The 25,964-nt window shown below is 60.4% G+C and carries 31 protein-coding genes; 11 read left to right on the plus strand and 20 right to left on the minus strand.

Annotation, left to right across the window (positions count from 1 at the left end; genetic code table 11):
• Positions 1-163 precede the first annotated feature (163 nt).
• The gene (locus AC1RP7_RS25390; protein WP_493182244.1) at positions 164-1,072 is read right to left on the minus strand and encodes a LysR family transcriptional regulator; all 909 of its coding nucleotides are present in this window, start codon (positions 1,070-1,072) and stop codon (positions 164-166) included.
• Positions 1,073-1,203: 131 nt separating this feature from the next.
• Between AC1RP7_RS25390 and AC1RP7_RS25395 the strand changes: the two genes are divergently transcribed.
• The gene (locus AC1RP7_RS25395) at positions 1,204-2,223 is read left to right on the plus strand and encodes a DUF4917 family protein (RefSeq protein WP_493182243.1); all 1,020 of its coding nucleotides are present in this window, start codon (positions 1,204-1,206) and stop codon (positions 2,221-2,223) included.
• A gap of 98 nt (positions 2,224-2,321) precedes the next feature.
• Here the strand turns inward: AC1RP7_RS25395 and AC1RP7_RS25400 are convergent, their stop codons facing one another.
• Positions 2,322-2,864 (minus strand): helix-turn-helix domain-containing protein, encoded by a 543-nt coding sequence (locus AC1RP7_RS25400; RefSeq protein WP_493182241.1) that lies wholly within the window; start codon positions 2,862-2,864, stop codon positions 2,322-2,324.
• Between the two features lie 159 nt (positions 2,865-3,023).
• Here AC1RP7_RS25400 and AC1RP7_RS25405 point away from each other — a divergent pair, with 159 nt between their 5' ends.
• A complete protein-coding gene (locus AC1RP7_RS25405) occupies positions 3,024-3,806 on the plus strand; it encodes an aldolase (RefSeq protein ID WP_057716053.1) in 783 nt (260 codons plus the stop codon).
• A 26-nt stretch (positions 3,807-3,832) separates the two neighbouring features.
• Positions 3,833-4,720, plus strand: coding sequence for a dihydrodipicolinate synthase family protein (locus AC1RP7_RS25410; RefSeq protein ID WP_493182239.1), 888 nt, complete (start codon positions 3,833-3,835; stop codon positions 4,718-4,720).
• Between the two features lie 142 nt (positions 4,721-4,862).
• Here AC1RP7_RS25410 and AC1RP7_RS25415 read toward each other — a convergent pair whose 3' ends face one another.
• From AC1RP7_RS25415 to AC1RP7_RS25425, 3 genes are all read right to left on the minus strand, one after another.
• Positions 4,863-5,207, minus strand: a complete 345-nt coding sequence (locus tag AC1RP7_RS25415) for a YegP family protein (RefSeq protein WP_090453598.1) — start codon at positions 5,205-5,207, stop codon at positions 4,863-4,865.
• Between the two features lie 172 nt (positions 5,208-5,379).
• The gene (locus AC1RP7_RS25420) at positions 5,380-5,685 is read right to left on the minus strand and encodes a ribbon-helix-helix domain-containing protein (protein ID WP_090453597.1); all 306 of its coding nucleotides are present in this window, start codon (positions 5,683-5,685) and stop codon (positions 5,380-5,382) included.
• Between the two features lie 14 nt (positions 5,686-5,699).
• Positions 5,700-6,281, minus strand: coding sequence for a DJ-1/PfpI family protein (locus AC1RP7_RS25425; protein ID WP_492587790.1), 582 nt, complete (start codon positions 6,279-6,281; stop codon positions 5,700-5,702).
• A 322-nt stretch (positions 6,282-6,603) separates the two neighbouring features.
• Between AC1RP7_RS25425 and AC1RP7_RS25430 the strand changes: the two genes are divergently transcribed.
• Complete coding sequence (locus tag AC1RP7_RS25430; protein ID WP_349733367.1) at positions 6,604-7,524, plus strand: DMT family transporter; 921 nt, start codon at positions 6,604-6,606, stop codon at positions 7,522-7,524.
• 60 nt (positions 7,525-7,584) lie between these two features.
• On the opposite strand, the gene AC1RP7_RS25435 is transcribed toward AC1RP7_RS25430, so the two are convergent.
• The 3 genes from AC1RP7_RS25435 to AC1RP7_RS25445 all read right to left on the minus strand — a co-directional run bounded on the left by AC1RP7_RS25435 (position 7,585) and on the right by AC1RP7_RS25445 (position 9,576).
• Positions 7,585-8,799: a class I SAM-dependent methyltransferase gene (locus tag AC1RP7_RS25435; RefSeq protein WP_492624644.1), complete on the minus strand. Its 1,215-nt coding sequence runs from the start codon at positions 8,797-8,799 to the stop codon at positions 7,585-7,587.
• A 133-nt stretch (positions 8,800-8,932) separates the two neighbouring features.
• A complete protein-coding gene (locus AC1RP7_RS25440) occupies positions 8,933-9,295 on the minus strand; it encodes a hypothetical protein (RefSeq protein ID WP_057716059.1) in 363 nt (120 codons plus the stop codon).
• Between the two features lie 2 nt (positions 9,296-9,297).
• Positions 9,298-9,576: an Ogr/Delta-like zinc finger protein gene (locus AC1RP7_RS25445; protein WP_349733369.1), complete on the minus strand. Its 279-nt coding sequence runs from the start codon at positions 9,574-9,576 to the stop codon at positions 9,298-9,300.
• Between the two features lie 300 nt (positions 9,577-9,876).
• Here AC1RP7_RS25445 and AC1RP7_RS25450 point away from each other — a divergent pair, with 300 nt between their 5' ends.
• The gene (locus tag AC1RP7_RS25450; protein WP_057716061.1) at positions 9,877-10,305 is read left to right on the plus strand and encodes a helix-turn-helix domain-containing protein; all 429 of its coding nucleotides are present in this window, start codon (positions 9,877-9,879) and stop codon (positions 10,303-10,305) included.
• A 16-nt stretch (positions 10,306-10,321) separates the two neighbouring features.
• Here the strand turns inward: AC1RP7_RS25450 and AC1RP7_RS25455 are convergent, their stop codons facing one another.
• The 6 genes from AC1RP7_RS25455 to AC1RP7_RS25480 form a co-directional block, all read right to left on the minus strand.
• On the minus strand, positions 10,322-10,603 hold the full coding sequence (locus AC1RP7_RS25455; protein WP_057716062.1) for a phage holin family protein: 282 nt from the start codon (positions 10,601-10,603) through the stop codon (positions 10,322-10,324).
• The gene (locus AC1RP7_RS25460; RefSeq protein WP_493182235.1) at positions 10,600-10,953 is read right to left on the minus strand and encodes a putative holin; all 354 of its coding nucleotides are present in this window, start codon (positions 10,951-10,953) and stop codon (positions 10,600-10,602) included. The genes AC1RP7_RS25455 and AC1RP7_RS25460 overlap by 4 nt, the downstream gene beginning before the upstream one ends.
• Positions 10,940-11,242, minus strand: coding sequence for a helix-turn-helix domain-containing protein (locus tag AC1RP7_RS25465; protein WP_218495081.1), 303 nt, complete (start codon positions 11,240-11,242; stop codon positions 10,940-10,942). The genes AC1RP7_RS25460 and AC1RP7_RS25465 overlap by 14 nt, the downstream gene beginning before the upstream one ends.
• A 131-nt stretch (positions 11,243-11,373) precedes the next feature.
• Entirely contained in the window at positions 11,374-11,991 is a 618-nt protein-coding gene (locus tag AC1RP7_RS25470) for a TPM domain-containing protein (protein ID WP_407514096.1), read from the minus strand.
• Positions 11,992-12,019: 28 nt separating this feature from the next.
• Positions 12,020-12,775: a TPM domain-containing protein gene (locus tag AC1RP7_RS25475; RefSeq protein ID WP_057716066.1), complete on the minus strand. Its 756-nt coding sequence runs from the start codon at positions 12,773-12,775 to the stop codon at positions 12,020-12,022.
• Positions 12,776-12,812: 37 nt separating this feature from the next.
• Positions 12,813-13,418: a LemA family protein gene (locus tag AC1RP7_RS25480; protein WP_493182233.1), complete on the minus strand. Its 606-nt coding sequence runs from the start codon at positions 13,416-13,418 to the stop codon at positions 12,813-12,815.
• Between the two features lie 263 nt (positions 13,419-13,681).
• Between AC1RP7_RS25480 and bglX the strand changes: the two genes are divergently transcribed.
• Complete coding sequence (bglX, locus tag AC1RP7_RS25485; protein WP_493182231.1) at positions 13,682-15,973, plus strand: beta-glucosidase BglX; 2,292 nt, start codon at positions 13,682-13,684, stop codon at positions 15,971-15,973.
• Between the two features lie 139 nt (positions 15,974-16,112).
• Here bglX and AC1RP7_RS25490 read toward each other — a convergent pair whose 3' ends face one another.
• The 5 genes from AC1RP7_RS25490 to AC1RP7_RS25510 form a co-directional block, all read right to left on the minus strand.
• Positions 16,113-17,270 carry a phospholipase D-like domain-containing protein gene (locus tag AC1RP7_RS25490; protein WP_493182229.1) on the minus strand — a complete coding sequence of 386 codons (1,158 nt, stop codon included), beginning with the start codon at positions 17,268-17,270 and terminating at the stop codon, positions 16,113-16,115.
• Between the two features lies 1 nt (position 17,271).
• Entirely contained in the window at positions 17,272-17,862 is a 591-nt protein-coding gene (locus AC1RP7_RS25495) for a YceI family protein (RefSeq protein WP_493182227.1), read from the minus strand.
• A gap of 271 nt (positions 17,863-18,133) precedes the next feature.
• The gene (locus tag AC1RP7_RS25500; protein ID WP_493182225.1) at positions 18,134-18,457 is read right to left on the minus strand and encodes an amidase; all 324 of its coding nucleotides are present in this window, start codon (positions 18,455-18,457) and stop codon (positions 18,134-18,136) included.
• Positions 18,454-19,548, minus strand: coding sequence for a serine hydrolase domain-containing protein (locus tag AC1RP7_RS25505; protein ID WP_493182224.1), 1,095 nt, complete (start codon positions 19,546-19,548; stop codon positions 18,454-18,456). Before AC1RP7_RS25505 ends, AC1RP7_RS25500 begins: the two co-directional genes overlap by 4 nt.
• Before the next feature lie 155 nt (positions 19,549-19,703).
• Positions 19,704-20,591, minus strand: coding sequence for an acyl-CoA dehydrogenase family protein (locus AC1RP7_RS25510; RefSeq protein ID WP_493182223.1), 888 nt, complete (start codon positions 20,589-20,591; stop codon positions 19,704-19,706).
• A 155-nt stretch (positions 20,592-20,746) separates the two neighbouring features.
• Between AC1RP7_RS25510 and olsB the strand changes: the two genes are divergently transcribed.
• On the plus strand, positions 20,747-21,502 hold the full coding sequence (gene olsB / locus AC1RP7_RS25515) for an L-ornithine N(alpha)-acyltransferase (RefSeq protein ID WP_057716074.1): 756 nt from the start codon (positions 20,747-20,749) through the stop codon (positions 21,500-21,502).
• Complete coding sequence (locus AC1RP7_RS25520) at positions 21,502-22,293, plus strand: lysophospholipid acyltransferase family protein (protein WP_493182221.1); 792 nt, start codon at positions 21,502-21,504, stop codon at positions 22,291-22,293. Before olsB ends, AC1RP7_RS25520 begins: the two co-directional genes overlap by 1 nt.
• 123 nt (positions 22,294-22,416) lie before the next feature.
• Here AC1RP7_RS25520 and AC1RP7_RS25525 read toward each other — a convergent pair whose 3' ends face one another.
• Complete coding sequence (locus tag AC1RP7_RS25525) at positions 22,417-22,995, minus strand: acyl carrier protein phosphodiesterase (RefSeq protein ID WP_218495075.1); 579 nt, start codon at positions 22,993-22,995, stop codon at positions 22,417-22,419.
• 170 nt (positions 22,996-23,165) lie between these two features.
• Between AC1RP7_RS25525 and AC1RP7_RS25530 the strand changes: the two genes are divergently transcribed.
• Genes AC1RP7_RS25530 through AC1RP7_RS25540 form a run of 3 tightly spaced genes read left to right on the plus strand, consistent with a single transcriptional unit; the run spans position 23,166 to position 25,743 of the window.
• Positions 23,166-23,468 (plus strand): ArsR/SmtB family transcription factor, encoded by a 303-nt coding sequence (locus AC1RP7_RS25530; protein ID WP_008019443.1) that lies wholly within the window; start codon positions 23,166-23,168, stop codon positions 23,466-23,468.
• Between the two features lie 34 nt (positions 23,469-23,502).
• Positions 23,503-24,672 (plus strand): MFS transporter, encoded by a 1,170-nt coding sequence (locus AC1RP7_RS25535; RefSeq protein WP_223502351.1) that lies wholly within the window; start codon positions 23,503-23,505, stop codon positions 24,670-24,672.
• A gap of 21 nt (positions 24,673-24,693) precedes the next feature.
• Positions 24,694-25,743, plus strand: coding sequence for an alkene reductase (locus AC1RP7_RS25540; protein ID WP_057716078.1), 1,050 nt, complete (start codon positions 24,694-24,696; stop codon positions 25,741-25,743).
• The last annotated feature ends 221 nt before the right edge of the window (positions 25,744-25,964 follow it).

Raw genomic sequence — 25,964 nt, forward strand, 5'->3', positions numbered from 1 at the left:
TGGCAACGGGCGTTCGCGAAATGCGAACGCTTTAGGAAATTGTCGTGGCCTCAGGTCAGTCATCGCGAGCAAGCTCGCTCCCACAGGGATCCTCAGTGCGGCGCCGACCCAGTGTGGGAGCGAGCTTGCTCGCGATGAGGCCCGCCCATTCAGCCGAGAACTATCAGGCTGTATCCCGCAAATGCTCAAACAACATCCGGCTCACCGGCGACAGCAACGCCTCATCGCGCACCACCAGAATCAACGCCCGATCGGACCATTCGTCCGTCAACGGCACCGCGTGCAAACCCAGCGCCCGGCCAAACAATTCATAGGCGCGCTGCGGAAGGATGCCGATGCCCATATTGGCCTGGATCATCCGACACATCGCATCAAACCCCGGCACATGAATACGAACCCGCAGTACCTTGCCGGCCTGGCGCGCCGCCGCATGGGTACGCATGTTGATCGAACTGGCGGCATGTAACCCAACGTAATCACTGTCCAGCGTATCGGCGAACGCCACGCTGGACCGACTCGCCAATGGATGGTGCGACGGCATCAACACCACTAGTTTGTCATGGCGATACAGCACGCTGTGCAGGCCCTTGACGTCACTGTCGATGGAACAGATCCCGAGGTCGGCCACGCCGTCGAGCACGCCCTGAATCACCCCGGCGCTGGGGCGTTCTTCGAGGTCGGTCTTGACCTGTGGGTGACGCTCGGAAAAATCCCGCAGGTCCTCGGGCAAAAACTGAATGATCGCCGACAGGTTGGCGAGCATCCGCACGTAGCCGCGCACACCGTGGCTGTGCTCGCCCAGTTCAAGTCCCATTTTCTCGACGTTGAACAACATCTGCCGGGCATGGTGCAGCAGGGTTTCACCGGCCGGCGTCAGGGACATGCCCTTGGCCTGGCGCACGAACAGGCTGATGCCCAGCGCCTCCTCCAGCTCCATCAAACGCTTGCTCGCCGCCGAGACGGCAATCGCTTCGCGCGCCGCTGCACGGGTCAACGTGCCCTCTTCGTGCACGGCGACGAACAGTTGCAGGGTGATCAGGTCGAGACGGCGGATCAGGCTTTTTTGCAGCATCGGGTACTCGGCGAAGTCGGCTCAGGCGAAGTCGCAGCATAGCGTTCTTCGCCCACGTCGTGCCGTGGTCCAGGCACCGGTCGTGATAAAGTCGCCGCCCACAGACCTTTTGCCGTGAGACGAAGAACGCAATGACCGATTTCCAGGATGTCGATGCTCAACTTGAAGACTGGAACGCCTTGCGCAGCACCACTTCGTTCAGTGGCTTGCTGGTGGGCAACGGTGCCAGTCGCGCGGTGTGGGACGATTTCGGCTACGAATCGCTGTTCGAAAACGCCCGCACCGTTGAAGAAAAGCCCCTGAGCCCGTCCGAGTTGAGCGTGTTCGATGCGATGCAGACCCGCAGTTTCGAGCAGGTACTGAGCGCCTTGAAAACCACCAGCCGGGTCAACAAGGCCCTGGCTGTCAGCTCCGCCGCCCCGCGCAATCGCTACTACGCGATCAAGGAAGCGCTAATCAACACTGTGCACGCTGCGCATATCCCGTGGCGGCTGGTAGTGCCTTCGACGCTGGCAACCATCAATCAGGAACTGGCCAGCTACCGCACGGTGTTCACCACCAATTACGACCTGCTCAACTACTGGGCGGTGCAACACCAGCCTGAGGCGATCACCGATCTGTTCCAGGGTGCCGAACCCGGTTTCGACCTGAGCGACACGGCCACCGATAAAACCCGTTTGCTGTACCTGCACGGCGGTCTGCATCTGGTGCGCAACCAGGACGGTACGGCGCGCAAGCTGATGTCGACCGAGGGCACGTTGCTGGGCAATTTCGCCATCAACAACACGATCAAGACCCTCGACGACGTGCCGCTGTTCGTCAATGAAGGCCCGAGTGCGGACAAGCTCAAGACCATTCGCAGTTCGGATTACCTGTCGTTCTGCTACGAGCAATTACTCGGTCACGGCCAGGCGCTGTGCATCTTCGGCCATGCGTTGGGGGAGCAGGACAGCCACATCATCCATGCCTTGCGCCTGGCGAAACCGCAGGTGGTGGCGATCTCGATTTACCCGCGCAGCAAGGCCTTCATCCAGCACCAGAAGCGGCATTACGCGAAGGTGTTTGAGGGGACTGGGGTTGAGTTGCGGTTCTTTGATTCGAAGAGCCATGCGTTGGGTGGCACGAAGCTGGCGGTTCCGGTCGAGGTTTAGCGGCAACTGATCTGACGCATTCGCGAGCAAGCCCGCTCCCACAGGTTCAGCGTGATCCCTGTGGGAGCGAGCTTGCTCGCGATGCTTTTGCAGTCAACTCATTCTTCAGTGCTGTGCACCACCACCAGCAACTGCGCCTGCACCTCGCCCACCGAACGAATCCGGTGCGGCTTTTGCGCATTGAAGTGCAACGCATCGCCACGATCGAGCAGCACGCGCTCGTTCATGAAGTCCACCTCCACCCGCCCTTCGTGGACGAATAAAAACTCCTCGCCCAAATGCTCCTTGAAGGTCTTGTCGGTGAACTCGGCCGGCGGGTAGATGATGAACGGCAACAAGCTGCGTTCGCTGACCTGATGGGCCAGCACCGCGTAGCCCGAATTGTTGTCACTGACGCCCAAGGGTTGCCGTTCGTGGCTGCGCACCAGGCTGTAGCTGTCGAGGCTGACGTTGTCTTCAGAGAACAGTTCCTCGACCTTCACATTCAGCGCCCTGGCCAGTTTCAGGGCCGCAGCAATCGACGGCGTGTTCAACCCGCGCTCGACTTTCGACAGGTAACTCTTGGTCATGCCGGATTGTTCGGCCAGGGCTTCCAACGTCACGCCAAGTTTTTTTCTGAGTAATTTCAAACGGATAGACATGTAGAGCGATTTATCCATCAAGGAGGCAACGATTTGTCCTTGCCAATGACACACTGTGTCATATAGCCTCTTTAGTGTCATTTGCACTCACCGACGACTTTGCGAGGAACCGGTGAACGGCAAACCCGACGTCCATTGAATCACCCAAAGGACACCGATATGGCCAAGACATTAGCGCTGCCCAAAGAGCAACTGGTCAAGCACGCGCTGAGCCAAATGCAAAATACCCTGGCAGATAATACGTGGACCGCCCGGCAAAAGCTGGCCCTGACCTGCCGCATCCTGTTCGAGCATGGTCACGATTCCGGCCTTGCCGGACAAATCACCGCCCGCGGTCCGCAACCCGGCACTTACTACACTCAACAACTGGGCCTGGGTTTCGACGAAATCACTGCGGGCAACCTGCTGCTGGTCAACGAGGACCTGGAGGTGCTCGAAGGCCACGGCATGCCCAACCCGGCCAATCGTTTTCACAGTTGGGTGTACCGCGCCCGAGCAGATGTGAACTGCATCATTCACACCCATCCGACCCACGTTGCAGCCTTGTCGATGCTGGAAGTGCCGTTGCAGATTTCCCACATGGACCTCTGCCCGCTCTATGACGACTGCGCGTTTCTCGAAGGCTGGCCGGGCGTGCCGGTGGGGAACGAGGAAGGCGAGCTGATTGCCGGGGCACTGGGCGACAAACGGGCGATCCTGCTTTCGCATCATGGCCAATTGTCCACCGGCGGTACCATCGAGGAAGCCTGTGTCATCGCGCAACTGATCGAACGCGCCGCGAAACTGCAACTGCTGGCGATGAGCGCCGGGACCATCAAGCCGATCATTCCCGAACTGGGCCGTGAAGCCCACGACTGGATTGCCCGGCCCAAGCGGCATGCCGCCGCTTTCAACTACTACGCCCGGCAGATCCTGCGCCAACACGCCGATTGCCTGAACTGAACCCATCGATCGAACGGAGAGACACCATGTCCACCGCAAACATTCACGGCATCATCGGCTACACCATCACCCCTTTCACCCCCCACGGTGAGGGCGTTGACCTGGATGCCCTCGGGCGCTCCATCGACCGACTGATCGAGGGCGGCGTACACGCCATCGCACCGCTGGGCAGCACCGGTGAAGGTGCCTACCTGAGCGACGCAGAGTGGGATCAGGTCAGCGAGTTCAGCATCAGGCGCGTGGCCAGGCGCGTGCCGACCGTCGTCAGCGTGTCCGACCTGACCACCGCTAAAGCGGTGCGTCGCGCGCGTTTCGCCGAAGCTCACGGCGCCGATGTGGTGATGGTGCTGCCCACGTCCTACTGGAAGCTCAGCGAAGCAGAGATCCTCGCCCATTACCGCGCCATCGGCGACAGCATCGGCGTGCCGATCATGCTCTACAACAACCCGGCCACCAGCGGCACCGACATGTCGGTGGACCTGATCCTGCGCATCGTCAACGCCGTGGAAAACGTGACCATGGTCAAGGAGAGCACCGGCGACATCCAGCGCATGCATCAACTGCAACGTCTCGGCGAAGGCCAGGTGCCGTTCTACAACGGCTGCAATCCGTTGGCCCTGGAGGCCTTCGCCGCCGGCGCAAAAGGCTGGTGCACCGCTGCGCCGAACCTGATCCCGCAGCTCAACCTGGATTTGTACGAAGCAGTGCTGGCCAACGATTTGCGCAAGGCACGCGAACTGTTCTATCGCCAGTTGCCGCTGCTGGATTTCATCCTCAAGGGTGGCTTGCCGGCGACGATCAAGGCGGGTTTGCGGGCAACGGGCCTGGAGGTGGGGGATCCGCGGCTGCCGGTATTCCCGTTGAGTGAGGCGGGTTGTGATCAGCTGGAAGATCTGTTGAAGGCCCTGCGCTGATCTCCAGCTGTACATAAAGCCACTGTGGGAGCGAGCTTGCTCGCGATGAGGCCATTACATTCAACACGGATGTTGACTGTCAGACCGCCATCGCGAGCAAGCTCGCTCCCACAGGGATTTTTGCTGGATTTGAAAGCTGTACTCAAAGCACCGGCAACGTCTTGTCCTTGACCACCTTGGACGAACCGTTGGCCTTCACGCTGGCGATGCCTTTCTCCATGGCGGCATCGGAGGAATAGGCCTCGCTGCTGCCGATGATCTCGTGGTTGCCCGCCTTCAGGTTGAAATACGGTTGGCCATCCTTGGTGATTTTCTTCTCGTAACGCTCATCCAGCGAGCTGTTGGCCTGGACCGAGGCAATGCCTTTGTCGGCGGCGGCGTGGGTGGTGTACAGCTCGCTGGTCAGAATGGTCTCGGCGTTGGCCGCCTTGAGGACAAACCTGAACTGGCCATTGCTGCTTTTGCTCACTTCATACCATCCGGACATGCTCTTTCTCCTTGGCGATTGAAAGGTTGCGCGCTTCACAGTAAAGACCAGCCTCGGGTTTCTGTCGCCTGCTCTGGCCCCTTCGCGAGCAAGCTCGCTCCCACAGTAGATTTGTGTACACCAAACCATTGTGGGAGCGAGCTTGCTCGCGATGGCGTCGACACGATCTTCCTTACTTCACCGCAGCCCGCACCACCGACAACTCCGGTGCTGACGTCCGCCGCTGGCTCAGATACCGCGTACAACTCACCCGCAGGAACGAAGCGAAATTGACCACCTCGCCGCGGTAGTCCATCACCTCTTCATACAGCTTGGCGATCAACTGATTGGTGGTCATGCCGTCGACCTCGGCGATTTCGCTGAGGATGTCCCAGAACTGATTCTCCAGCCGCAAGGTGGTGACCACCCCGCAAATGCGCAGCGAGCGGGAGCGCGATTCGTAGAGTATCGGGTCGGCTTTGACGTACAGCTCGCACATGGGCATGCCCCTCTTTACAGCGTGATTTTAGTACCCAGCAACCCCAGGAAACCGGCCAGCCAGTTCGGATGCGCAGGCCAGGCCGGAGCCGTGGCCAGATTGCCCTGGACATGGCCGTCCGTCACCGGAATCTCGATATACGTACCGCCCGCCAGTCGCACTTCCGGAGCGCAGGCCGGATAAGCGCTGCATTCGCGACCTTCGAGAACACCCGCTGCCGCCAGCAACTGCGCGCCATGGCACACGGCAGCGATCGGCTTGCCAGCCTTGTCGAACGCGCGCACCAGTTCCAGGACTTTTTCGTTCAGGCGCAGGTACTCCGGCGCACGGCCGCCCGGAATCAGCACCGCGTCATAATCGGCGGCGTTGACCTTGGCGAAATCGAAGTTGAGGGCAAACAGGTGACCGGGTTTTTCACTGTAGGTCTGGTCGCCTTCAAAGTCATGGATCGCCGTGCGCACGGTCTGGCCGGCAGCCTTGTCCGGGCAAACGGCGTGCACCGTGTGGCCGACCATCAGCAACGCCTGGAACGGCACCATCACTTCATAGTCTTCGACGTAATCACCGACCAGCATCAGAATTTTTTTCGCAGCCATGGGGAGGACTCCTCTGGAAGTGGGCGTGCAGGAGTATTCAAGGTAGTCCTTATCCGGCGGGTCGGGTAACAACCGGCTACTACCTTGTGGCGAGGAGGCTTGCCCCCGTTCGCCTGCGAAGCAGGCGCAAAATAGGACAGTGCGGTTCGGTTGATGAAACCGGATAGGGGCTGCTGCGCAGCCCAACGGGGGCAAGCCCCCTCGCCACATAGGTGTGTTCGCAACTGTACGGATAACTCTGCACCTAGCTGTAACAGCGGCTTACACCGGGTTTATGGCTAGATAACAACACCTCCCACCTTCCACGATTCTGGTTGCCATCATGTCCTCGCGCGAAAACACCGGCATGGCCCTGGGCCTGCTCGGCGTTGTGATCTTCAGCCTCACCCTGCCCTTCACGCGGATCGTCGTGCAGGAACTCCACCCGCTGCTCAATGGCCTGGGCCGGGCACTGTTTGCAGCGGTTCCGGCGGCGTTGCTGTTGCTGTGGCACCGGGAAAAATGGCCGACCTGGAAGCAGGTCAAAGGCCTGGCGCTGGTGATGGCCGGGGTGATCCTGGGTTTCCCGGTATTGTCGGCCTGGGCCATGCAAACCTTGCCGGCGTCCCACGGCGCGCTGGTCAACGGATTACAGCCGCTGTGCGTGGCGCTGTACGCCGCGTGGTTGTCCCATGAGCGGCCTTCGAAAGCCTTCTGGGCCTGCGCCGCATTGGGCAGTGCGCTGGTGCTCGGTTATGCACTGATCAGCGGTGCCGGCAGCATTCAGGCCGGTGACTTGCTGATGCTTGGCGCCATTGCAGTGGGCGGATTGGGTTACGCCGAAGGAGGCCGGCTGGCCAGGGAGATGGGCGGCTGGCAGGTGATCTGCTGGGCGCTGGTGCTGTCGACGCCGCTGCTGATTGGCCCGGTGGTGTATCTGGCACTACAACATCAGGGCGAGATTTCCGCCAAGACCTGGTGGGCCTTCGGATATGTCTCGCTGTTTTCGCAGTTCATCGGTTTCTTTGCCTGGTACGCCGGACTGGCCATGGGTGGCATTGCCCGGGTCAGTCAGATCCAGTTGCTGCAGATCTTCTTCACCATCGCCTTCTCGGCGCTGTTCTTCGGTGAACATGTGGAGCCGATTACCTGGCTGTTTGCTGGCGGGGTGATCGTGACGGTGATGCTCGGGCGCAAGACAGCGATCAAACCCAATCCTGTGGGAGCGAGCTTGCTCGCGAAGGACTTGAAACCGACGCGTTGATTCAGAAAGCACGCGTTATCGTTGACGTCCATCGCGAGCTAGCTCGCTCCTACAACAGGATCAGAGGTAACCGTCGGAGCGCAGCAGGGTTTCCAGGCAATGCTCGCTGATGTGATAGAAATCCTTCAGCTCCTGAATCTTCGCCAGCAACTGAGCCGGGTCCACTGGTTCTGCGCGTTTGACCGCCAGGATCATCTTGTTCTTGTTGGTGTGGTCCAGTGAGATGAACTCGAACACCTTGGTCTCGTAGCCGCAGGCCTCAAGGAACAACGCGCGCAAACTGTCGGTGACCATCTCGGCCTGCTGGCCCAGATGCAAGCCGTATTGCAGCATCGGCTTGAGCAGCGCCGGGCTCTGGATTTGCAGGCGGATCTGTTTGTGGCAGCACGGCGAGCACATGATGATCGCCGCGCCGGAACGGATGCCGGTGTGGATCGCATAGTCGGTGGCGATATCGCAGGCATGCAGGGCGATCATCACGTCCAGCTCGCTCGGCGCCACGCTGCGCACGTCACCGCACTTGAACACCAGCCCGGGATGTTCAAGCTTGGCGGCGGCGGTGTTGCACAGGGTGACCATGTCTTCACGCAGTTCGACGCCGGTCACCTCGCCTTCGGCCTTCAAGGTGTTGCGCAGGTAATCGTGGATGGCGAAGGTCAAGTAGCCCTTGCCCGATCCGAAGTCCGCCACACGCACCGGCTTGTCCAGCGCCAGGGGGGACGACGTCAGCGCATGGCTGAACACTTCGATGAACTTGTTGATCTGCTTCCACTTGCGCGACATCGCCGGGATCAGCTCGTGCTTGCTGTTGGTCACACCGAGGTCGGCGAGAAACGGCCGACTCAGGTCAAGAAAACGGTTTTTCTCACGGTTGTGCTCGGCCGAAGGCACTTCGCGCAATTGCTGAGGTTGGCTCTTGAACAGCGATGACTTGCCTTTTTTGCTGTATTCGAGCTGGGCTTCGTCGGTCAACGACAACAAATGCGCATTTTTGAACGACGCCGGTAGCAGCCCGGCAATGCTCGCCACGCCTTCGACCAGCGGCAGGTTCTTGGTGATATCGCGGGTCTTGTAGCGGTAGACAAAAGACAGGCAAGGCTGCGCCTTGACCGTCACCGGCTTGATAATGATCCGCTGCAGGTCCGTTTCATCACCCACATATTTGGCCAGCACCAGTTTGATGAATGCGTTGTGCTCGAGGCTCGATTGCAGCAGGTCGATGAACTGGGCGTGATGATCCGGCGCGAGGCTGGCGGGAGTGGCGGTGACGGACATGGAAAAACGGCCTCGGCAATACGAATCGGGGGGATGCCGGGTATTTTAGGGGGGACGAGGGTTTTGGGCACGGGGTAATTTTGCGCCAGGTCCCGTTCCCGCCGATCGGGACCTGAATTCAACCGTCGCTACCTCATGGCTCCACCAGTCGAAGTTTGCGATTGGTCGGCGAGTTGATGACGAACTTGACGATCAACCCTACCGGCACCGCCCACGTCAGACCGTTGACCGGATCAGTGACCACGGCGACAGTTTCGGAACTTGCAGCCAGATCCAGACGTCGGCGATCGTTGCTGGATTTGAGTAATCCATATGCATGGCTGACCAGCCGCTCCGCCTGGTGCATCGGCATATCCAGACTCTGCAAATGCCTCACCGCACGGCAGAACAGCACTTGATCATCAATCACACCCTCACCTTCATGACGGGTCAGAAACGCCTGCGCTATGGCCAATAGCTCCTCATTCAAATGGGCCTGTTCATCAACCTCCTTCATGCTCAAGACTCCTGTTGCGCTTGCGCCGCCGGAGCACTCTCGACGACAGGCCGTGCGGCGCGGCGCAAGTCAGGTCCGGCGCACGGCAGGTGCACGGCCGGATTGGGCATGCCACTGGGGGAAAGCTCATGGGTCATTTCGAACTCGGCCCGTACCGACCAGCCACAGGCCTCCGACGTACATTGCAGGTATGCCACCCGCAGGAAGATATGCCGCCCTTCGCTGGTACGTATGCGCATCCGGTTCAGGCAGTGCGGGCACACCATCTTGTAAGTACTCATACATGCTTCCCTTGGGCCATCCGGTGGTAATCGAATTGATCAAACGCAATACTGTTTGAAACACAATTGGTGAAAGACAGGTGCTGCAAATAACGTCCGCCAGACAAAAGGAAGTGCAACGGGTGGACACGTAATAGATACGAGCCAAGCTCGTAGGAAATCACCCTGATACCATTAGGAAGTTTCGACATCGTATTCTTCAGATTCATAGTTGACGATTGATTACTTACAAGAAAAAACGTACTCATTACGCATACGTTAAGCACTCAAAAAGCATATGTCAAAAGGAAGAGGCTCAAATTGCGTAGCAAAAAATCACAAGCTGTTTTGGCCCGCCTGAAGCAAATCACGGGTACAAAAACTGACGCTTCCCTGTCTACTGCGCTACAGATCAGCCCCCAGACACTCAGCAGCTGGAAAGGCCGCGACAGCACGCCATACTCATTATGCGTAGATATTGCACAGACTCGCGGCATCTCCCTTGACTGGTTGCTGCTGGGCGAGGGGCCAATGCTGCGGCAGCCCCATGTCAACGCTCCTGCAAATGCTGCGGAAACTGCAACAACGCAGGAAAGCACCATCCTTTCGCTGTGGCGATTACTTGATGAGGATGACCGCTGCGCAATACAAAACGCATTGGAGGAAAAACGACGCCTGCGGGATCTGGAAACACAACTTTCGGAAATGGCCGCTACCCTGGCCTCACTTGGACACTCAAACAAAACCTGACTTGAAGTCCGACGTTTCAATGCTTGAAGGCATGCCACAAAACAATAATGTTGCCACTACTGCGAACAATCATTACGCATGAAAAAACACTCACCACTGCGTGCCATGGGCTCACCGGCAGGAATGTCAGCAATACATCGATGCCGGCAAGGCAGAACACTGCGCCAAGCAAGCTGATCAATATCCTGTCGCACCAGTGGTAACGTTGTTCGTCGCGCTGGTAACACGCCAGCCTCAACGCACTGACCAGGTGAGCCACGCCCGCCACCCACACCAGAGCCGCCATCTCAAAGGTCATTGCCCTCTGAGATGACGAAGGATGTCACCGAGGCCGGCGCCATCGATCCACTGCATGAGCTTGATGCTGATGGGAATGACCAGTAACGCGCACAGAAAGGCCGTCACGCCGGCTGTCAGAAAAGGCGCCATTGGCTGGGCCACCGGGGCAAACAGGTAACCGACACCCGCCGACAACAGCCAGGAACCGATGCGTTGCCAGGCCTTGAAGTTGGCGCGAGTGGTCGTGACCAGCCACGCGCCAAGTGTCGCGCCGAACAGGGCTTCTCCATCGATAGCCGGCAACGTCGCAATACCCAACCCCACCATGAGCCCGCTGATACTGTTGTAGGTCGAATCAGTCAGGCTCATGGGTATCTCGCGACTGCAATGGCTCAACAGTGATGGCTCCCGACTCCAGCGCCCTGAACACGGCAGCGTTGCGAGATCTGACGGCGAACTTGCGACGGATATTGGAAAAGTGGAAGTTGATGGTGGATTCCGAGCAACTCTGAATCCTGGCGATCTCCCAGGACGTCTTGCCTTTGAGGCACCACTCCAGGGCTTGTGTCTCTTTCGTTGTCAGTCGCACCAGCGGAGTAAGCATTGCGCTACCGGGTGCATCCTCCACCAAGGTCTCCAGCGTTTGTTGCGTTTTCATAAGAACTCCCTCTACACAGAACGCCCATCGCAGGGCGTGCACTATGAGAGAGATGTTGAAGACAAGCTCCCCGCCGGACAACGTTCGGGAACTGTGTCGCGGCGCATTACAAAAGCACATGAAGCCCTGGCTTAACCCAGCACCACCAGACGATTCGGCAGCTCGTTGCGCACATGGGTCACCGGCACATGTACCTTGAGCAACTCGCCACAGGCCTCGACGCAACTGACAAAGCCCTGCAGCGTCTGCCCCTGTTTCACCTGCTGGGTGAACGTCGCGACGATCGCGTCCCAGTTCTTGTTGTCCAGGCGACTGGAAATCCCTTCATCCACCAGGATCTCCACGTAACGCTCGGCCTCGGAAACGAAAATCAGTATGCCGGTGCTGCCCTCGGTGTGGTGCAGGTTCTGCTCCAGGAACTGCCGGCGCGCCAGGTTCGAGGCACGCCAGTGGCGCACCGAGCGCGGGATCAGATGGGTGGTGACTTTCGGCAGGCGGAACACCAGGCACAGCACGATGAAGATGGCCCATTGCACCATCAGCAGACTGTGCATGGTCAGCCAGCCGGTGAGGTAATGCACGATGCCCGGCACCAGCAGCGCCAGCAAGCTGGCCCACAGCAACGGGATGTACGCATAGTCGTCGGCGCGGGCTGCGAGTACTGTCACCAGTTCTGCGTCTGTCTCGCGCTCGACCCGGGCAATGGCCTCGGCCACCTTGCGTTGTTCGTGTTCAGTCAGTAATGCCATGTCGTGAAGTGCCTGCTAATTTTTATTATCACCAGCCGCCGGACGAACCGCCCCCGCCGAAACTGCCCCCGCCGCCGCTGAAGCCTCCCCCTCCACCGCCGCCGCCAAACCCGCCACCGCCAAAGCCGCCCCCGGATCCACCGGAGCCGCCCCGGCCAGCGGGAAGAATACCGAGCATCTGGCACACAAAAACAGTCAGGATGAATAACATCACAAAAAACACGAACAACCCGGGATGCCGCGCGATGAAATCGTCCCCCGGATCGCCTCTGGATTCATACGCCGTGGAGGGTTCGTCCAGGGGGTTGCCGCCCAGCACCACCAGCATCGCCGCTACGCCGTCACTGATGCCTTTACTGAAATTGCCGGTCTTGAATGACGGGGTGATGACCTGGTTGATGATCACCGAACTCTGGGCATCGGTCAGGCGATCCTCCAGGCCGTATCCGACTTCGATACGCAGCCGGCGCTCGTCCCGGGCGATGATCAGCAAGGCGCCGTTGTTCTTGTCCTTCTGCCCGATGCCCCAGTGGCGGCCGAGTTGGTAACCGAAGTCGGCGATGTCGGTACCTTGCAAGTCCGGCAACGTCACTACCACAAGCTGCTCACCGGTGGCTTGCTCATGGGCCTGAAGCTGTTGGCTGAGCTGCTGGCGCACCGATGGCTCGATCATCTGCGCAGTGTCGACCACCCGCCCGGTCAGCGCCGGAAAGCTCAGCTCGGCGCGGGCAGCGATCGCCACCACCCACAACAACAGCAACAGGCCTGTTTTCAGGACGCGCATTGGCAACCTCTTGCGTGGTGACGCCGATTAGCGCTGTTCAGAATTTGACCTCGGGGGTCTTTTCCGAACCCGGCGTGGCTTCGAAGGTCTCGCGCATCGGCAGGTCGCTATACATCACGCTGTGCCACAGGCGACCGGGGAACGTGCGGATCTCGGTGTTGTATTTCTGCACCGCGAGGATGAAATCACGCCGGGCCACGCTGATGCGGTTCTCGGTGCCTTCAAGCTGCGATTGCAGGGCGAGGAAGTTCTGATTGGCCTTGAGGTCCGGATAACGTTCGGAGACCACCATCAAGCGACTCAAGGCGCCGCTGAGCTGGTCCTGGGCCTGTTGGTACTGCTTGAGCTTTTCCGGGTTGTCGAGGGTCGAGGCATCCACCTGGATCGACGTGGCCTTGGCCCGGGCTTCGATGACGGCGGTCAGGGTTTCCTTCTCGTGGGCCGCATAGCCCTTGACGGTTTCCACCAGATTGGGAATGAGGTCGGCGCGCCGCTGATACTGGTTCTGCACCTGGCCCCAGGCGGCCTTGGCCTGTTCATCGAGCGTCGGGATGTTGTTGATGCCGCAGGCGGTCAGCAACGTAGCCAGCATCAGCAACGTGACGACCTGCAAACGCGAGCGGTAGGTTGGACTTACATTCATCAGGATGATGCTCCCTTGTGCATTTCATGAAAAAACCGACCGTGAAACCTTCTGGGCCGGCTCTTGGGGCATAATCGCCCGCGCCTCTGGATTGCAACGGGCCGATGGGCTAAAAAGAGGCCCTGCGCGAAAACGCATCCGCCATCTGGCTGTGGTTTTTTGGCTCTGGTCTTTTGAGCTGGTACCCGAACAACAATAGACGCTCCCTAAATTTTGGCTGGCCGGCGTGTACATCGCCGTTTGGGCCCTTGAGAAAACTATTCATGAAGAAGCTGTGTTTGCTGGGCCTGTTCGTCAGCCTGGCCAGTCATAACGTATTGGCCGCCACGACGCCCGCACCCCTGGAGAACAAGGAAGCCTTCGTCAGCAACCTGATGAAGCAAATGACCCTCGATGAAAAAATCGGCCAGCTGCGCCTGATCAGCATCGGCCCGGAAATGCCGCGCGAAATGATCCGCAAGGAAATCGCGGCAGGCAACATCGGCGGTACGTTCAACTCGATCACCCGCCCGGAAAACCGGCCGATGCAGGACGCAGCCATGCGCAGCCGCCTGAAGATCCCGATGTTCTTCGCCTACGACGTGATCCACGGCCACCGCACCATTTTCCCGATCCCGCTGGCCCTGGCCTCGAGCTGGGACATGGACGCCATCGGCCTGTCCGGACGCATTGCCGCCAAGGAAGCCGCGGCTGACAGCCTCGACATCACCTTCGCACCGATGGTCGACATCTCCCGCGACCCACGCTGGGGTCGTACTTCCGAAGGCTTCGGTGAAGACACTTACCTGGTGTCGCGCATTGCCGGCGTGATGGTCAAGGCGTTCCAGGGTACTGGCGCGAACGCAGCCGACAGCATCATGGCCAGCGTCAAGCACTTTGCCTTGTACGGCGCGGTCGAGGGTGGCCGCGACTACAACGTGGTCGATATGAGCCCGGTCAAGATGTACCAGGACTACCTGCCACCGTACCGCGCCGCCATCGATGCCGGCGCCGGCGGGGTCATGGTCGCGCTGAACTCGATCAACGGCGTGCCGGCCACCGCCAACACCTGGCTGATGAACGACCTGCTGCGCAAGGAGTGGGGCTTCAAGGGCCTGGCAGTCAGCGACCACGGGGCGATTTTCGAGCTGATCAAGCACGGTGTTGCCGCCGACGGTCGCGAAGCGGCGAAGCTGGCAATCAAGGCTGGCATCCACATGAGCATGAACGACACCCTGTACGGCAAAGAGCTGCCAGGGCTGCTGAAGTCCGGCGAGATCCAGCAGAGCGACATCGACAACGCCGTGCGTGCGGTACTGGGCGCCAAGTACGACATGGGCCTGTTCAAGGACCCGTACCTGCGCATCGGCAAGGCCGAGGATGATCCGGTCGACACCTACGCCGACAGCCGCCTGCACCGCGCCGAGGCCCGTGATGTGGCACGCCGCAGCCAGGTGCTGCTGAAAAACCGGAATGACACCCTGCCACTGAAGAAGACCGCGAAAATCGCCCTGGTCGGTCCGCTGGCCAAGGCGCCCATCGACATGATGGGCAGCTGGGCAGCCGCCGGTCGCCCTGCTCAATCGGTGACCCTGTTCGATGGCATGACCAACGCCCTGGGAGACAAATCGACACTGATCTACGCCCGTGGCGCCAATATCACCAGCGACCCGAAAATCCTCGGTTACCTGAACTTCCTCAACTTCGATGCCCCGGAAGTGGTGGACGACCCGCGCCCGGCGAACGTGCTGATCGACGAAGCAGTCAAAGCGGCCAAGGATGCTGATGTGGTGGTTGCCGCCGTCGGCGAATCCCGTGGCATGTCCCACGAATCGTCGAGCCGCACCGACCTGAACATCCCGGAAAACCAGCGCGAGCTGATCCGGGCCCTGAAAGCCACCGGCAAACCGCTGGTACTGGTGTTGATGAATGGCCGTCCACTGACGATCCTCGAAGAAAAGGAACAGGCCGACGCAATCCTGGAAACCTGGTTCAGCGGCACCGAGGGCGGCAACGCCATCGCCGACGTGCTGTTCGGCGACTACAACCCGTCGGGCAAACTGCCGATCAGCATCCCGCGTTCGGTAGGCCAGATTCCGACCTACTACAACCACCTGACCATTGGCCGGCCGTTCACTCCGGGCAAACCGGGCAACTACACCTCGCAGTACTTCGATGACATCACGGGCCCCCTGTACCCGTTCGGTTATGGCCTGAGCTACACCGAGTTCAGCCTGAGCGACATGGCGCTGTCGTCGACCACGCTGAACAAGACCGGCAAGCTCGACGCCAGTGTTACGGTGAAAAACACCGGCAAGCGCGACGGCGAAACCGTGGTGCAGCTGTACATCCAGGACGAGACCGGCTCGATGATCCGCCCGATCAAGGAACTGAAGAACTTCCAGAAAGTGATGATCAAGGCCGGCGAACAGAAAGTCGTGCACTTCACCATCACTGAGGACGACCTGAAGTTCTACAACACCCAGCTCAAGTACGCGGCGGAACCGGGCAAGTTCAACGTGCAGATCGGCCTGGATTCAGAGGACGTGACGCAGCAGAGTTTTGAGTTGCTGTAATTAATCAAACACCGCAAAACCATGTGGGAGCGAGCTTGCTCGCGATAGCGGACTGACAGTCGACAGAGATGTTGAATGTTAAGCCCTCATCGCGAGCAAGCTCGCTCCCACAGTGGTTTCAGTGTTCAGAAAACTGGGGTCAACCCCGCCGATTCAGCAGGTTCACCACCACCCGATCCACCCATCCCCACACCCGCTGCTTGACCCGCCGCCACAGTGGCCGGCGCTTCCATTCCTCCAGGCTGACTTGCTCACTCAACCCAAAGTCCCGTTCGAAACTCGCCGCCACCGACCGGGTCAGTCCGGGGTCCAGGGCTTCCAGGTTGGCTTCCAGGTTGAAGCGCAGATTCCAGTGATCGAAGTTGCACGAACCGATGCTCACCCAGTCGTCGACCAGGACCATTTTCAGGTGCAGGAAACACGGCTGGTATTCGTAGATCTTCACCCCGGCCCTGAGCAGTCGCGGGTAGTAGCGATGCCCGGCATAGCGCACGGATGGGTGATCGGTACGGGGCCCGGTCAGCAGCAACCGCACATCGACGCCCCGGGCAGCCGCCCGGCGCAGGGAACGGCGGACTTTCCAGGTCGGCAAAAAGTACGGCGTGGCCAGCCAGATCCGTCGCTGACCACTGTTCAGGGCACGCACCAGCGATTGCAGAATGTCCCGGTGTTGACGGGCGTCGGCATAGGCCACCCGGCCCATGCCCTCGCCTATGGACGGCACCCGTGGCAGGCGCGGCAGACCGAAATGTGAAGCCGGTCGCCAGGCACGTCGATGGCGATTGGCAATCCATTGACGATCGAACAGCAGCTGCCAGTCGAGCACTAGCGGGCCGGTGATTTCCACCATCACTTCGTGCCATTCGCTGACGTCTTCGCCCGGCGTCCAGAACTCATCAGTGACACCGGTGCCGCCGACCACGGCCAGGCTCTGGTCCACCAATAACAGCTTGCGGTGATCGCGGTAAAAGTTACCGACCCAACGTCGCCAGCTCAGGCGATTGTAAAAACGCAGCTCCACGCCAGCGGACATCAGCCGCTGACGCAAGGCCAGGGTGAAAGCGAGGCTGCCATAATCATCGAACAGACAGCGCACCCGTACACCGCGCTCGGCGGCCTGCACCAATGCCTGGACCATGGCTTCGGCGCAGGCGCCCGCCTCCACCAGATACAGTTCCAGCTCAACCTGCTCTTCAGCCCGGGCAATCGCCACCAGCATGCGCGGAAAAAACTGCGGACCGTCGATCAGCAGTTCGAAGTGGTTGCCTTCACGCCACGGAAAAATCGCTCCGGCCATGTCAGCGCGCCGTGAAAATCAGTACCGCACCCACCGGTACGGAAAGACTGATAGCTGATACACCGGCCAGTTTGCGCAACGTTTCCAGGCCGGGAGCCAAATCGAAATCCTCGGCGCTGATCACCAGCGGTTCGAGGGTCACCACCTGGAAACGCCGGTCATCGAGTCGGGTCGCCAACAGTTCGGCCTGGTATTCGTGTTGTTTGCCGTGCAGGTCGACCATCAGCGGCAGGCGCAACTCCAACTGCGCGCCGGGAGCGAGGTCGTTGATCGGGCGCAGATCGATTTTCGTGGTGATCATGGCGTCGGGAAACCGGTCGATCTGGAACAGTTCCTTGCGCATGCGCTCATCGCGCAACGGGATGCCGCTGTTGATCGACTCCAGCTCGACTTCCACCTGCGCCAGCCCCTCGGGGTCGACCTTGCCGTGCAGCACCAGGAAGCGCTGCACTTCGGAAACATTGGCATTCTTGGTGCTGACAAACGACAGGCGCGAAGACTCGCCATCGAGGTACCAGTCGGCGCGGGCCGACAACGCGGCAGCGGCCAGCAGCAGGAAAGTGAGGGTTTGGAAGGTGGAGCGCTTGAACATAGAAACTCGTGGGGCAGATAAACCTGTGCTGAACCTTAACTGGCTTGTCACAGGTTGCAAACTTTCTGTTGCTCCATGAACACATTCCATAGGGCGAGTGAGCTTTTGTGGCGAGGGGGCTTGCCCCCGTTGCGCTGCGAAGCAGTGCTGAAGTCTACAACCAAGTAAGCCTGACGGACCGGGGAGGCTGGCTTTGCGTCTGCTTCGCAGCCGAACGGGGGCAAGCCCCCTCGCCACAAAAACTCACCACCACCCAAAGCACATACCCCGCTCAAGGCTCCAAACGACAACCCTGACGCTCGCCGATCCACACCGCGCTGTTGCTGCGGCCCATGCCACTGACCGAGACACGCTTGCCGGCCGGGTCATCGGTAAAGCCGCTGGCGGGCAGCCACTGTTTCACATAACCGTGGCAGTACTCGGCATCGTTGTTCATCACGTAGCGGCACGAACAATATTCCTTGGCGGTGTAGGCGCTGATGATGTCGGGGAACGCCCACAGCGCCGCCCGCTCGAGCCAGATCCAGCCGAGCAAGGCGATCAGCAGGATCAACAACAGGGAACTGAGCGGTCGACGGCGAATAAAACCACTCATGGCTGCACCTTCCCGGCAAAGGCCTTGAGCGCGAGCTGGAGCAATTGGTTGTGCCGGTAAGTGCCGTCGCGGTCATCGCCGTAGCGGACGATCACCAGCTGTTCACTGGGGATCACGTACATCGCCTGGCCCCAATGCCCCAGCGCGGCGAAGGTGTCGGCGGGAGCATCGGGCCAGGGTCGTGCCGCGCCCTCAACGGCTCGATTGAGCCACCACTGGCCGCCGGGGACGGCCTCGTCTTGATCGGCGTGATAGTGAGCGAACGGCTCGCGGTTGAACGCCACCCAGTCCCTGGGCAGCAGTTGCCTGTCTGCCCAACGCCCCTCGCGGGCCATCAACAGACCGACCCGGGCCAGGTCCCGTGCAGTGAGGTAGGCATAGGACGAAGCAACGAAAGTGCCCGTGGCATCGGTTTCCCACACGGCTTGGCGGATGCCCAGCGGCTCGAACAGCGCAGTCCACGGATAGTCCGGATAGCGGCCGGGGCCGACGATGGTTTTCAGCGCGGCGGACAACAGGTTGCTGTCACCGCTGGAGTAGCGAAACGCCTGGCCCGGCGCCGCGTACTCGGCATGGGCCGCGGTGAACGCAGCCATGTCGTGGTGACCGCGGGTGTAGAGCATGGCCACTACCGAAGACTTCAGCGGTGCATATTCGTAGTCTTCCTGCCAGTCCAGGCCCGAGGCCCAGTGCAGCAGGTCGGCCATGGTCAGGTCGGGGTATTTTTGCAGGGGCGGATAAAACTTCGCCACAGGGTCGCCGAGTTTGAACAAGCCTTCGCCGTAAGCCACACCGAGGACCGCGGCCATCAGGCTCTTGCTGATCGACCAGGTCAGGTGCGGCGTCTCGGCCGTCGTTGGGCCGGCGTAGCGTTCGTAGATCAACTGGCCGTCGCGGATCACCAGCAAGGCATCGGTGCGAATGCCCTGGCGAGTGGTGTCATCGCGGGATGGAAAGGCGTAGGTCTCCAGGGCTTGAAGCGCCGGGCCAGCGGGCGTCGGCGTGGTCGGCCATTGCTCGGCGGGCCAGCTTTCAGCCTGGGTCGTGAGGCTGAGCAACAGCAGGAAAATCAGGGACAAGCCTTTGGGCATGACGGGGGCTCGAAGATTGAACCTGCTGAGCCTAGTCGAGGTTGATGACAGTTCAGGAATTCATGCTGCCAATCAGGCCGCCATCGCGAGCAAGCTCGCTCCCACAGGGGAATGCATTTCAAATGTGGGAGCGGGCTTGCTCGCGATGAGGCCAGTCAGGGCAGTGAAGATTGCGCCAATGCCTTGGCCAACCGCTTGCCCCGCGCCCCTGCCGCCAAATCCATCACCGCCTGATCCCGCTGCCACATCGCCGCCCACTCTTGAGGCCCTCCGGCCAGCGCCTCATTCACTTCAGCCTTGAGCCCTTCGAACTGCGCAAACAACCCGCCAAGCAACACATGCCCGGCCGGATGGGTGGGTGGCTGGCGGCTGGTTTCCGCGCACCCCGCCAGCAACCCCAGCAACCGCAATTGCAAGCCTTGCGGCCAATCGCATTCCTGGCCGACGCCATACAACCACGCTGTCATGGCGCTCAGCACATAGATGTCTTCCAACGTTCGGAACGGTTTGACGTAAGCGTCCCAACCATCCCCTGCGAGCAACTCGCACAGCGCGTTATCCAGAAACAACCGGCCATGGCTGATGTCCGGCATCAACGGGAGCGGCGCCAGCTTTTCCACCCGCACACCCGGCTCATCGCGATAGATCACCGCCAGGCTCAAGCGTGGATCGGCGCCGGGCTCCTCGCTGCGCGCCGCCACCAGCAGCCAGTCGGCGGCATTGCCGGCGGTGACGAAATCCTTGCGTCCGCTCAGACGCAAATCGCTCAGTCGGGTTTGCATATCGACCGGGCGCAGGCTGCCCTGCTCGGTGGCGCACAACGCGCCCAGGCTCAGTGGCGCGCTCGGCCAGAGCATGCGCAAGGCCGCCTGATATCCCACCAGAAACGCTTGCCCCGGTGTCGCCATCAACCGCCCGCCAAGCACCGCCAATTCAAACGGAGTGACCGTTCCCAACTGCTGCAACAAGGTCGCGAAACCTTCCGCCAGATCCGGGTTGGCGGGCAAGCGATCACGGCGGTTCAACAGGGTTTGCCAGGGCATAAGAGTCTCCTCGAAGGCTGTCATATAAGCATCACCAAAGCTTAATGGCGATGACACCGGGGCTACATAGCCTGACTTTGCACAACACGGCTAGACAAAGAAAGTCGATTCGCTGTAGCCCAAAGACGGGTGAGCAGCCCGCACGGAGATTCGCCATGACTCAAATCGCCCGCATCAGCGACACCGGCAACGAACGCCGCCTGCAAGCCGAACGCCTGCTGGGCGCCGAGGCGTTGCAGGAAGCCCAGGCCTTGCGCTTCAATGTGTTCAGCGGCGAATTCAACGCCAAACTCAAGGGCGCTGAACTGGGTCTGGACATGGATGACTACGACGTTCACTGCGCCCACATCGGCGTGCGTGACTTGAATACCGGGCGCCTGGTGGCAACCACCCGTTTACTCGACCACACGGCTGCCAGCAGCCTGGGCAAATTCTACAGCGAAGAAGAGTTCAGCCTCCACGGTCTGGTGCACCTGCAAGGCCCGATCCTGGAAATCGGTCGCACCTGTGTCGACCCAGCCTACCGCAATGGCGGCACCATCGCCGTGCTCTGGGGCGAACTGGCCGAAGTCCTGAACCAGGGCGGCTACAGCTACCTGATGGGTTGTGCGAGCATTCCGATGCAGGATGGCGGTGTGCAGGCCCACGCGATCATGCAGCGTCTGCGCGAACGCTACCTGTGCACCGAACATCTGCGCGCCGAGCCGAAAAACCCGCTGCCGAGCCTCGACATCCCGTCGAACGTGATCGCCGAAATGCCACCGCTGCTCAAGGCCTACATGCGCCTGGGCGCGAAGATCTGCGGCGAGCCATGCTGGGACGAAGACTTCCAGGTCGCCGACGTGTTCATCCTGCTCAAGCGCGACGAACTCTGCCCGCGTTACGCCAAACACTTCAAGGCGGCTGTGTAATGGGCCGGTTGCGGGTGTACGCGCGAATCGCGCGAGTGCTGATGGTGGTGACGCTGGGCTTGGGCATGGCCAGTGTGTTCGGGCTGTTCGAGCGCTTGGGCATGGCCCATTCGATGGCGCGCCGGCAACGCTGGTCGCGGTTTTTCATGGCCCGCCTGAGCAATGCCCTGCCCTTCGACGTGACCGTCCACGGCGAGCTGCCGAAGGCACCGATGCTCTGGATCAGCAACCACGTGTCCTGGACCGACATCCCGCTGCTGGGCATGCTCACGCCGCTGTCGTTCCTGTCCAAGGCCGAAGTGCGCACCTGGCCGGTAGCCGGCTGGTTGGCGGCCAAAGCCGGCAGCCTGTTTATCCGCCGTGGCTCGGGTGACAGCCAGTTGATCCGCAAGCAGATGACCCGTCACCTGGAACAGGCACACCCGCTGCTGATGTTCCCCGAAGGCACCACCACCGATGGCCGTTCGCTGCGTACTTTTCACGGCCGCCTGCTGTCCGCCGCCATCGATTCAGAAGTGGCAATGCAGCCGGTGGCGATTCGTTATGTGCGTGACGGCGAGCCTTGCGCGCTGGCGCCGTTCATTGGCGACGATGACTTGCTGTCGCATCTGATGCGGTTGTTCGCCAATGACCGTGGCGGCGTGGAGATTCATCTGCTCAAGCCAATCGCTTGCGAAGGCCGGGAACGCGCGGCACTGGCGTTCGAGGCGCAGCAGGCGGTGCAGAAGGTGTTGTTTGGTGAAATTGTCGAACCGCAACGAGCACCGATGCGCCCTGCCATTGCGGCTTGACGCGATCTTTTATTCACCGAAGTACCCTGTGGGAGCGAGCTTGCTCGCGATAGCGGTGGGTCATTCAGCATCATCGTTGAATGTTAATCCGCAATCGCGAGCAAGCTCGCTCCCACAGGGGTTTTATGGTGTTGGATAGTTCCGGGCAAAATCCTGAAGCTGCGGATAGAACAACCTGAAGTCCTCGCTCAACGGTTCATACAACCGCCGCAATTCCTGCATCGCCGCCGCCAGTTCCTCCGGCCGGGTCAGGCGTCGCGAGATCCCGCGCAACACCTGCTCCAGCACTTCGAATTCCTGATACGAACCCAGCCAGTCATTGGCCACCATGTGCGGCGCAATCTTCGCCAGCCGCTCCGGCAATTGCCGTTCGCTGGACAGCACCCGGTAAACGTCCGAAGTGAACAACGCCAGGGGCCGGTCGGCATACAGCATCCAGTCCCGGGCCAGGCAATGGTCGAAAAACACATCGAGCACGATACCCGCGTAGCGACGACGGGTCAGGGAGAAACGCGACAACGCGACGTCCACCAGCGGATGGCGGTCGGTGAACACGTCGATGCTGCGGTGCAACTGGATAGCCCCCTCGATGTCCGGAGCGAACTGCCCTTGCAGGCGTCCCTTGACGAAATCGCCATACAGACTGCCGAGCAATTGGCCGGGACGCTGGCCACCGAGGTGAAGATGTGCGAGATAGTTCATGGGCGCAGCTTAGCACTGCCCCCTTGTCTTGTTACACTCAACATATCGTTATAACTCGATATACCGAAATGTGAGTTGGTCAGAGCCAAATCATATTTGTATATCGCGAAATACCGATTTAAAGTTCGCCTCATCGCGATATAGCGTTTTAAACATCACGAGCCCACATCATGACCATCAATCTCGACGAAATAATAAAAGCCCTGGCACACCCAGTACGGCGAGACATCCTGCACTGGCTCAAGGACCCGACCGTCGAATTTCCCGACCAGTCCCACAGTAACGAGCACGGCGTTTGCGCCGGGCAGATCGATCAACGTTGCGGCCTGTCGCAGTCCACGGTGTCCGCACACCTGGCGACCCTGCAACGCGCCGGCCTGATCAGCAGCCGCAAAGTCGGCCAGTGGCATTTTTTCAAACGCAACGAGGAAACCATCCAGGAATTCCTCAAAACCTTCAGTAAAGAGCTCTGACCCTTAACGTCAGTCGGCCGACAAGGAATTAAACATGCCCCTCTCGCTACTCATCCTGGCCTTGAGCGCCTTCGCCATCGGCACCACCGAGTTCGTCATCATGGGCCTGCTGCCCAACGTGGCGGCTGACCTCGGTGTCTCGATTCCCGGTGCCGGCTGGCTGGTGACCGGTTACGCCCTGGGCGTGGCCATCGGCGCGCCGTTCATGGCGCTGGCCACCGCCAGACTGCCGCGCAAGGCAGCCCTGGTGGCGTTAATGGGCATCTTCATTGTCGGCAACCTGCTTTGCGCAGTGGCCGGCGACTACAACGTGCTGATGTTCGCCCGTGTGGTCACCGCTCTATGCCATGGCGCCTTCTTTGGTATCGGTTCAGTGGTAGCCGCCGGCCTGGTGCCTGCGAACAAACGCGCTTCGGCCGTGGCCCTGATGTTCACCGGCCTGACCCTGGCCAACGTCCTCGGCGTACCGCTGGGCACCGCACTCGGTCAGGAAGCCGGCTGGCGTTCGACCTTCTGGGCCGTGACCGTGATCGGTGTGATCGCGCTGATCGGCTTGATCCGCTTCCTGCCGGCCAAGCGTGATGAAGAGAAACTCGACATGCGCGCCGAACTGGCCGCACTCAAGGGCGGCGGCATCTGGCTGTCCCTGAGCATGACCGCGCTGTTCGCCGCCTCGGTGTTCACCCTGTTCACCTACGTCGCCCCGCTGCTCGGCGAAGTCACCGGCGTTTCGCCCCGTGGCGTGACCTGGACCCTGATGCTCATCGGCCTGGGCCTGACGGTCGGCAACATCATCGGCGGCAAGCTGGCCGACAAAGGCATGGCCGCGACGCTGATCGGTGTGTTCGTCACCATGGCCGTGGTGTCCACCGTGCTGACCTGGACCAGCGTCGCGCTGATCCCTACCGAAATCACCCTGTTCCTCTGGGCCACCGCGTGCTTCGCCGCCGTACCGGCGCTGCAAGTGAACGTGGTGACCTTCGGCAAGGCCGCACCGAACCTGGTGTCGACCCTGAACATCGGCGCTTTCAACATCGGCAACGCACTCGGTGCCTGGGTCGGCGGCAGTGTGATCGCCCACGGCTTCGGCCTGACCAGTGTCCCCCTCGCCGCAGCGGCCCTGGCGGTACTCGCCCTGCTGGTCACCCTGATTACTTTCCGTCAGAGCGGCAATCCCGACCTGGCCCCAGCTACTTCTAACTGATCTCCAAAAGAGAGCCACTAAATGACGACTATTTTCGATCCGATCAAACTGGGCGACCTCGAGTTGGCCAACCGCATCATCATGGCGCCACTGACCCGCTGCCGCGCCGACGAAGGCCGCGTGCCCAACGCGCTGATGGCCGAGTACTACGTGCAACGCGCCACCGCCGGCCTGATCCTCAGTGAGGCCACTTCGGTAACCCCAATGGGCGTCGGCTACCCGGACACCCCGGGCATCTGGTCCAACGATCAGGTGCGTGGCTGGTCCAACGTGACCAAGGCTATCCATGGCGCGGGCGGCAAGATCTTCCTGCAACTGTGGCATGTGGGTCGCATTTCCCACGGTTTGTACCTGAACGATGAAGCCCCGGTCGCTCCGAGTGCCATCCAGCCCAAGGGCCACGTCAGCCTGGTTCGTCCGCTGGCCGACTTCCCTGTGCCGCGCGCCCTGGAAACCGCTGAAATCGCCGACATCGTCGACGCTTACCGCGTCGGTGCCGAGAACGCCAAGGCCGCCGGCTTCGACGGTGTGGAAATCCATGCCGCCAACGGTTACCTGCTCGACCAGTTCCTGCAAAGCAGCACCAACCAGCGCACCGATAACTACGGCGGTTCCCTGGAAAACCGTGCCCGTCTGCTGCTGGAAGTGACCGACGCCGCCATCGAAACCTGGGGCGCCGGCCGCGTGGGTGTGCACCTGTCGCCACGCGCCGACCTGCATGACATGGGCGACGACAACCTCGCTGAAACGTTCACCTATGTCGCTCGCGAACTGGGCAAGCGTGGCATTGCCTTCATCTGCTCGCGGGAGAAAGAAGGTGCCGACAGCCTCGGCGCACAACTCAAGGAAGCCTTCGGCGGCCCATATATTGCCAACGAGCGTTTCACCAAGGACAGCGCCAACGCGTTGCTCGCCAGTGGCCAGGCCGATGCAGTCGCCTTCGGTGTACCTTTCATTGCCAACCCTGACCTACCGGCACGCTTGCAGGCTGACGCGCCGCTGAACGAAGCGCGTCCGGAACTGTTCTACGCCAAGGGGCCTGTCGGTTACATCGACTATCCAACCTTGTAGGCCTGCGAAAAACTCGAATAGCCCGGCGTTTTGGACGTCGGGTTTTTTTTGCTTTAAACAAGCCAAAACCCGCTTGTCATACTTAAATCTCTGACAACTTACCTGCCATCTAAATTTGCATCACACCTGCACGTACCTCAATACAAAATTACAATTAAACCCCAGACAAACCCAACAGAACAATCTAATACTTCACAACGCTCCGCTACAACATTTCGAGC

The organism is Pseudomonas sp. GW822-FHT01E03, from assembly GCF_058802985.1.

Excerpts from the sequence above, each read along its gene's own strand:
- AC1RP7_RS25390 (WP_493182244.1), bottom strand. The coding sequence starts at position 1,072 with ATGCTGCAAAAAAGCCTGATCCGCCGTCTCGACCTGATCACCCTGCAA.
- AC1RP7_RS25505 (WP_493182224.1), bottom strand. The coding sequence starts at position 19,548 with ATGCCCAAAGGCTTGTCCCTGATTTTCCTGCTGTTGCTCAGCCTCACG.
- AC1RP7_RS25495 (WP_493182227.1), bottom strand. The coding sequence starts at position 17,862 with ATGTTCAAGCGCTCCACCTTCCAAACCCTCACTTTCCTGCTGCTGGCC.
- AC1RP7_RS25470 (WP_407514096.1), bottom strand. The coding sequence starts at position 11,991 with ATGGCATTACTGACTGAACACGAACAACGCAAGGTGGCCGAGGCCATT.
- AC1RP7_RS25510 (WP_493182223.1), bottom strand. The coding sequence starts at position 20,591 with ATGCCCTGGCAAACCCTGTTGAACCGCCGTGATCGCTTGCCCGCCAAC.
- AC1RP7_RS25400 (WP_493182241.1), bottom strand. The coding sequence starts at position 2,864 with ATGTCTATCCGTTTGAAATTACTCAGAAAAAAACTTGGCGTGACGTTG.
- AC1RP7_RS25530 (WP_008019443.1), top strand. The coding sequence starts at position 23,166 with ATGACCATCAATCTCGACGAAATAATAAAAGCCCTGGCACACCCAGTA.
- AC1RP7_RS25535 (WP_223502351.1), top strand. The coding sequence starts at position 23,503 with ATGCCCCTCTCGCTACTCATCCTGGCCTTGAGCGCCTTCGCCATCGGC.
- AC1RP7_RS25430 (WP_349733367.1), top strand. The coding sequence starts at position 6,604 with ATGTCCTCGCGCGAAAACACCGGCATGGCCCTGGGCCTGCTCGGCGTT.
- AC1RP7_RS25420 (WP_090453597.1), bottom strand. The coding sequence starts at position 5,685 with ATGTGCGAGCTGTACGTCAAAGCCGACCCGATACTCTACGAATCGCGC.
- AC1RP7_RS25480 (WP_493182233.1), bottom strand. The coding sequence starts at position 13,418 with ATGAATGTAAGTCCAACCTACCGCTCGCGTTTGCAGGTCGTCACGTTG.
- AC1RP7_RS25475 (WP_057716066.1), bottom strand. The coding sequence starts at position 12,775 with ATGCGCGTCCTGAAAACAGGCCTGTTGCTGTTGTTGTGGGTGGTGGCG.
- AC1RP7_RS25465 (WP_218495081.1), bottom strand. The coding sequence starts at position 11,242 with ATGAAAACGCAACAAACGCTGGAGACCTTGGTGGAGGATGCACCCGGT.
- AC1RP7_RS25410 (WP_493182239.1), top strand. The coding sequence starts at position 3,833 with ATGTCCACCGCAAACATTCACGGCATCATCGGCTACACCATCACCCCT.
- AC1RP7_RS25490 (WP_493182229.1), bottom strand. The coding sequence starts at position 17,270 with ATGGCCGGAGCGATTTTTCCGTGGCGTGAAGGCAACCACTTCGAACTG.
- AC1RP7_RS25395 (WP_493182243.1), top strand. The coding sequence starts at position 1,204 with ATGACCGATTTCCAGGATGTCGATGCTCAACTTGAAGACTGGAACGCC.
- AC1RP7_RS25525 (WP_218495075.1), bottom strand. The coding sequence starts at position 22,995 with ATGAACTATCTCGCACATCTTCACCTCGGTGGCCAGCGTCCCGGCCAA.
- AC1RP7_RS25415 (WP_090453598.1), bottom strand. The coding sequence starts at position 5,207 with ATGTCCGGATGGTATGAAGTGAGCAAAAGCAGCAATGGCCAGTTCAGG.
- AC1RP7_RS25500 (WP_493182225.1), bottom strand. The coding sequence starts at position 18,457 with ATGAGTGGTTTTATTCGCCGTCGACCGCTCAGTTCCCTGTTGTTGATC.
- AC1RP7_RS25455 (WP_057716062.1), bottom strand. The coding sequence starts at position 10,603 with ATGACCTTTGAGATGGCGGCTCTGGTGTGGGTGGCGGGCGTGGCTCAC.
- AC1RP7_RS25440 (WP_057716059.1), bottom strand. The coding sequence starts at position 9,295 with ATGAAGGAGGTTGATGAACAGGCCCATTTGAATGAGGAGCTATTGGCC.
- AC1RP7_RS25435 (WP_492624644.1), bottom strand. The coding sequence starts at position 8,799 with ATGTCCGTCACCGCCACTCCCGCCAGCCTCGCGCCGGATCATCACGCC.
- olsB (WP_057716074.1), top strand. The coding sequence starts at position 20,747 with ATGACTCAAATCGCCCGCATCAGCGACACCGGCAACGAACGCCGCCTG.
- AC1RP7_RS25540 (WP_057716078.1), top strand. The coding sequence starts at position 24,694 with ATGACGACTATTTTCGATCCGATCAAACTGGGCGACCTCGAGTTGGCC.
- bglX (WP_493182231.1), top strand. The coding sequence starts at position 13,682 with ATGAAGAAGCTGTGTTTGCTGGGCCTGTTCGTCAGCCTGGCCAGTCAT.
- AC1RP7_RS25520 (WP_493182221.1), top strand. The coding sequence starts at position 21,502 with ATGGGCCGGTTGCGGGTGTACGCGCGAATCGCGCGAGTGCTGATGGTG.
- AC1RP7_RS25445 (WP_349733369.1), bottom strand. The coding sequence starts at position 9,576 with ATGAGTACTTACAAGATGGTGTGCCCGCACTGCCTGAACCGGATGCGC.
- AC1RP7_RS25460 (WP_493182235.1), bottom strand. The coding sequence starts at position 10,953 with ATGAGCCTGACTGATTCGACCTACAACAGTATCAGCGGGCTCATGGTG.
- AC1RP7_RS25405 (WP_057716053.1), top strand. The coding sequence starts at position 3,024 with ATGGCCAAGACATTAGCGCTGCCCAAAGAGCAACTGGTCAAGCACGCG.
- AC1RP7_RS25425 (WP_492587790.1), bottom strand. The coding sequence starts at position 6,281 with ATGGCTGCGAAAAAAATTCTGATGCTGGTCGGTGATTACGTCGAAGAC.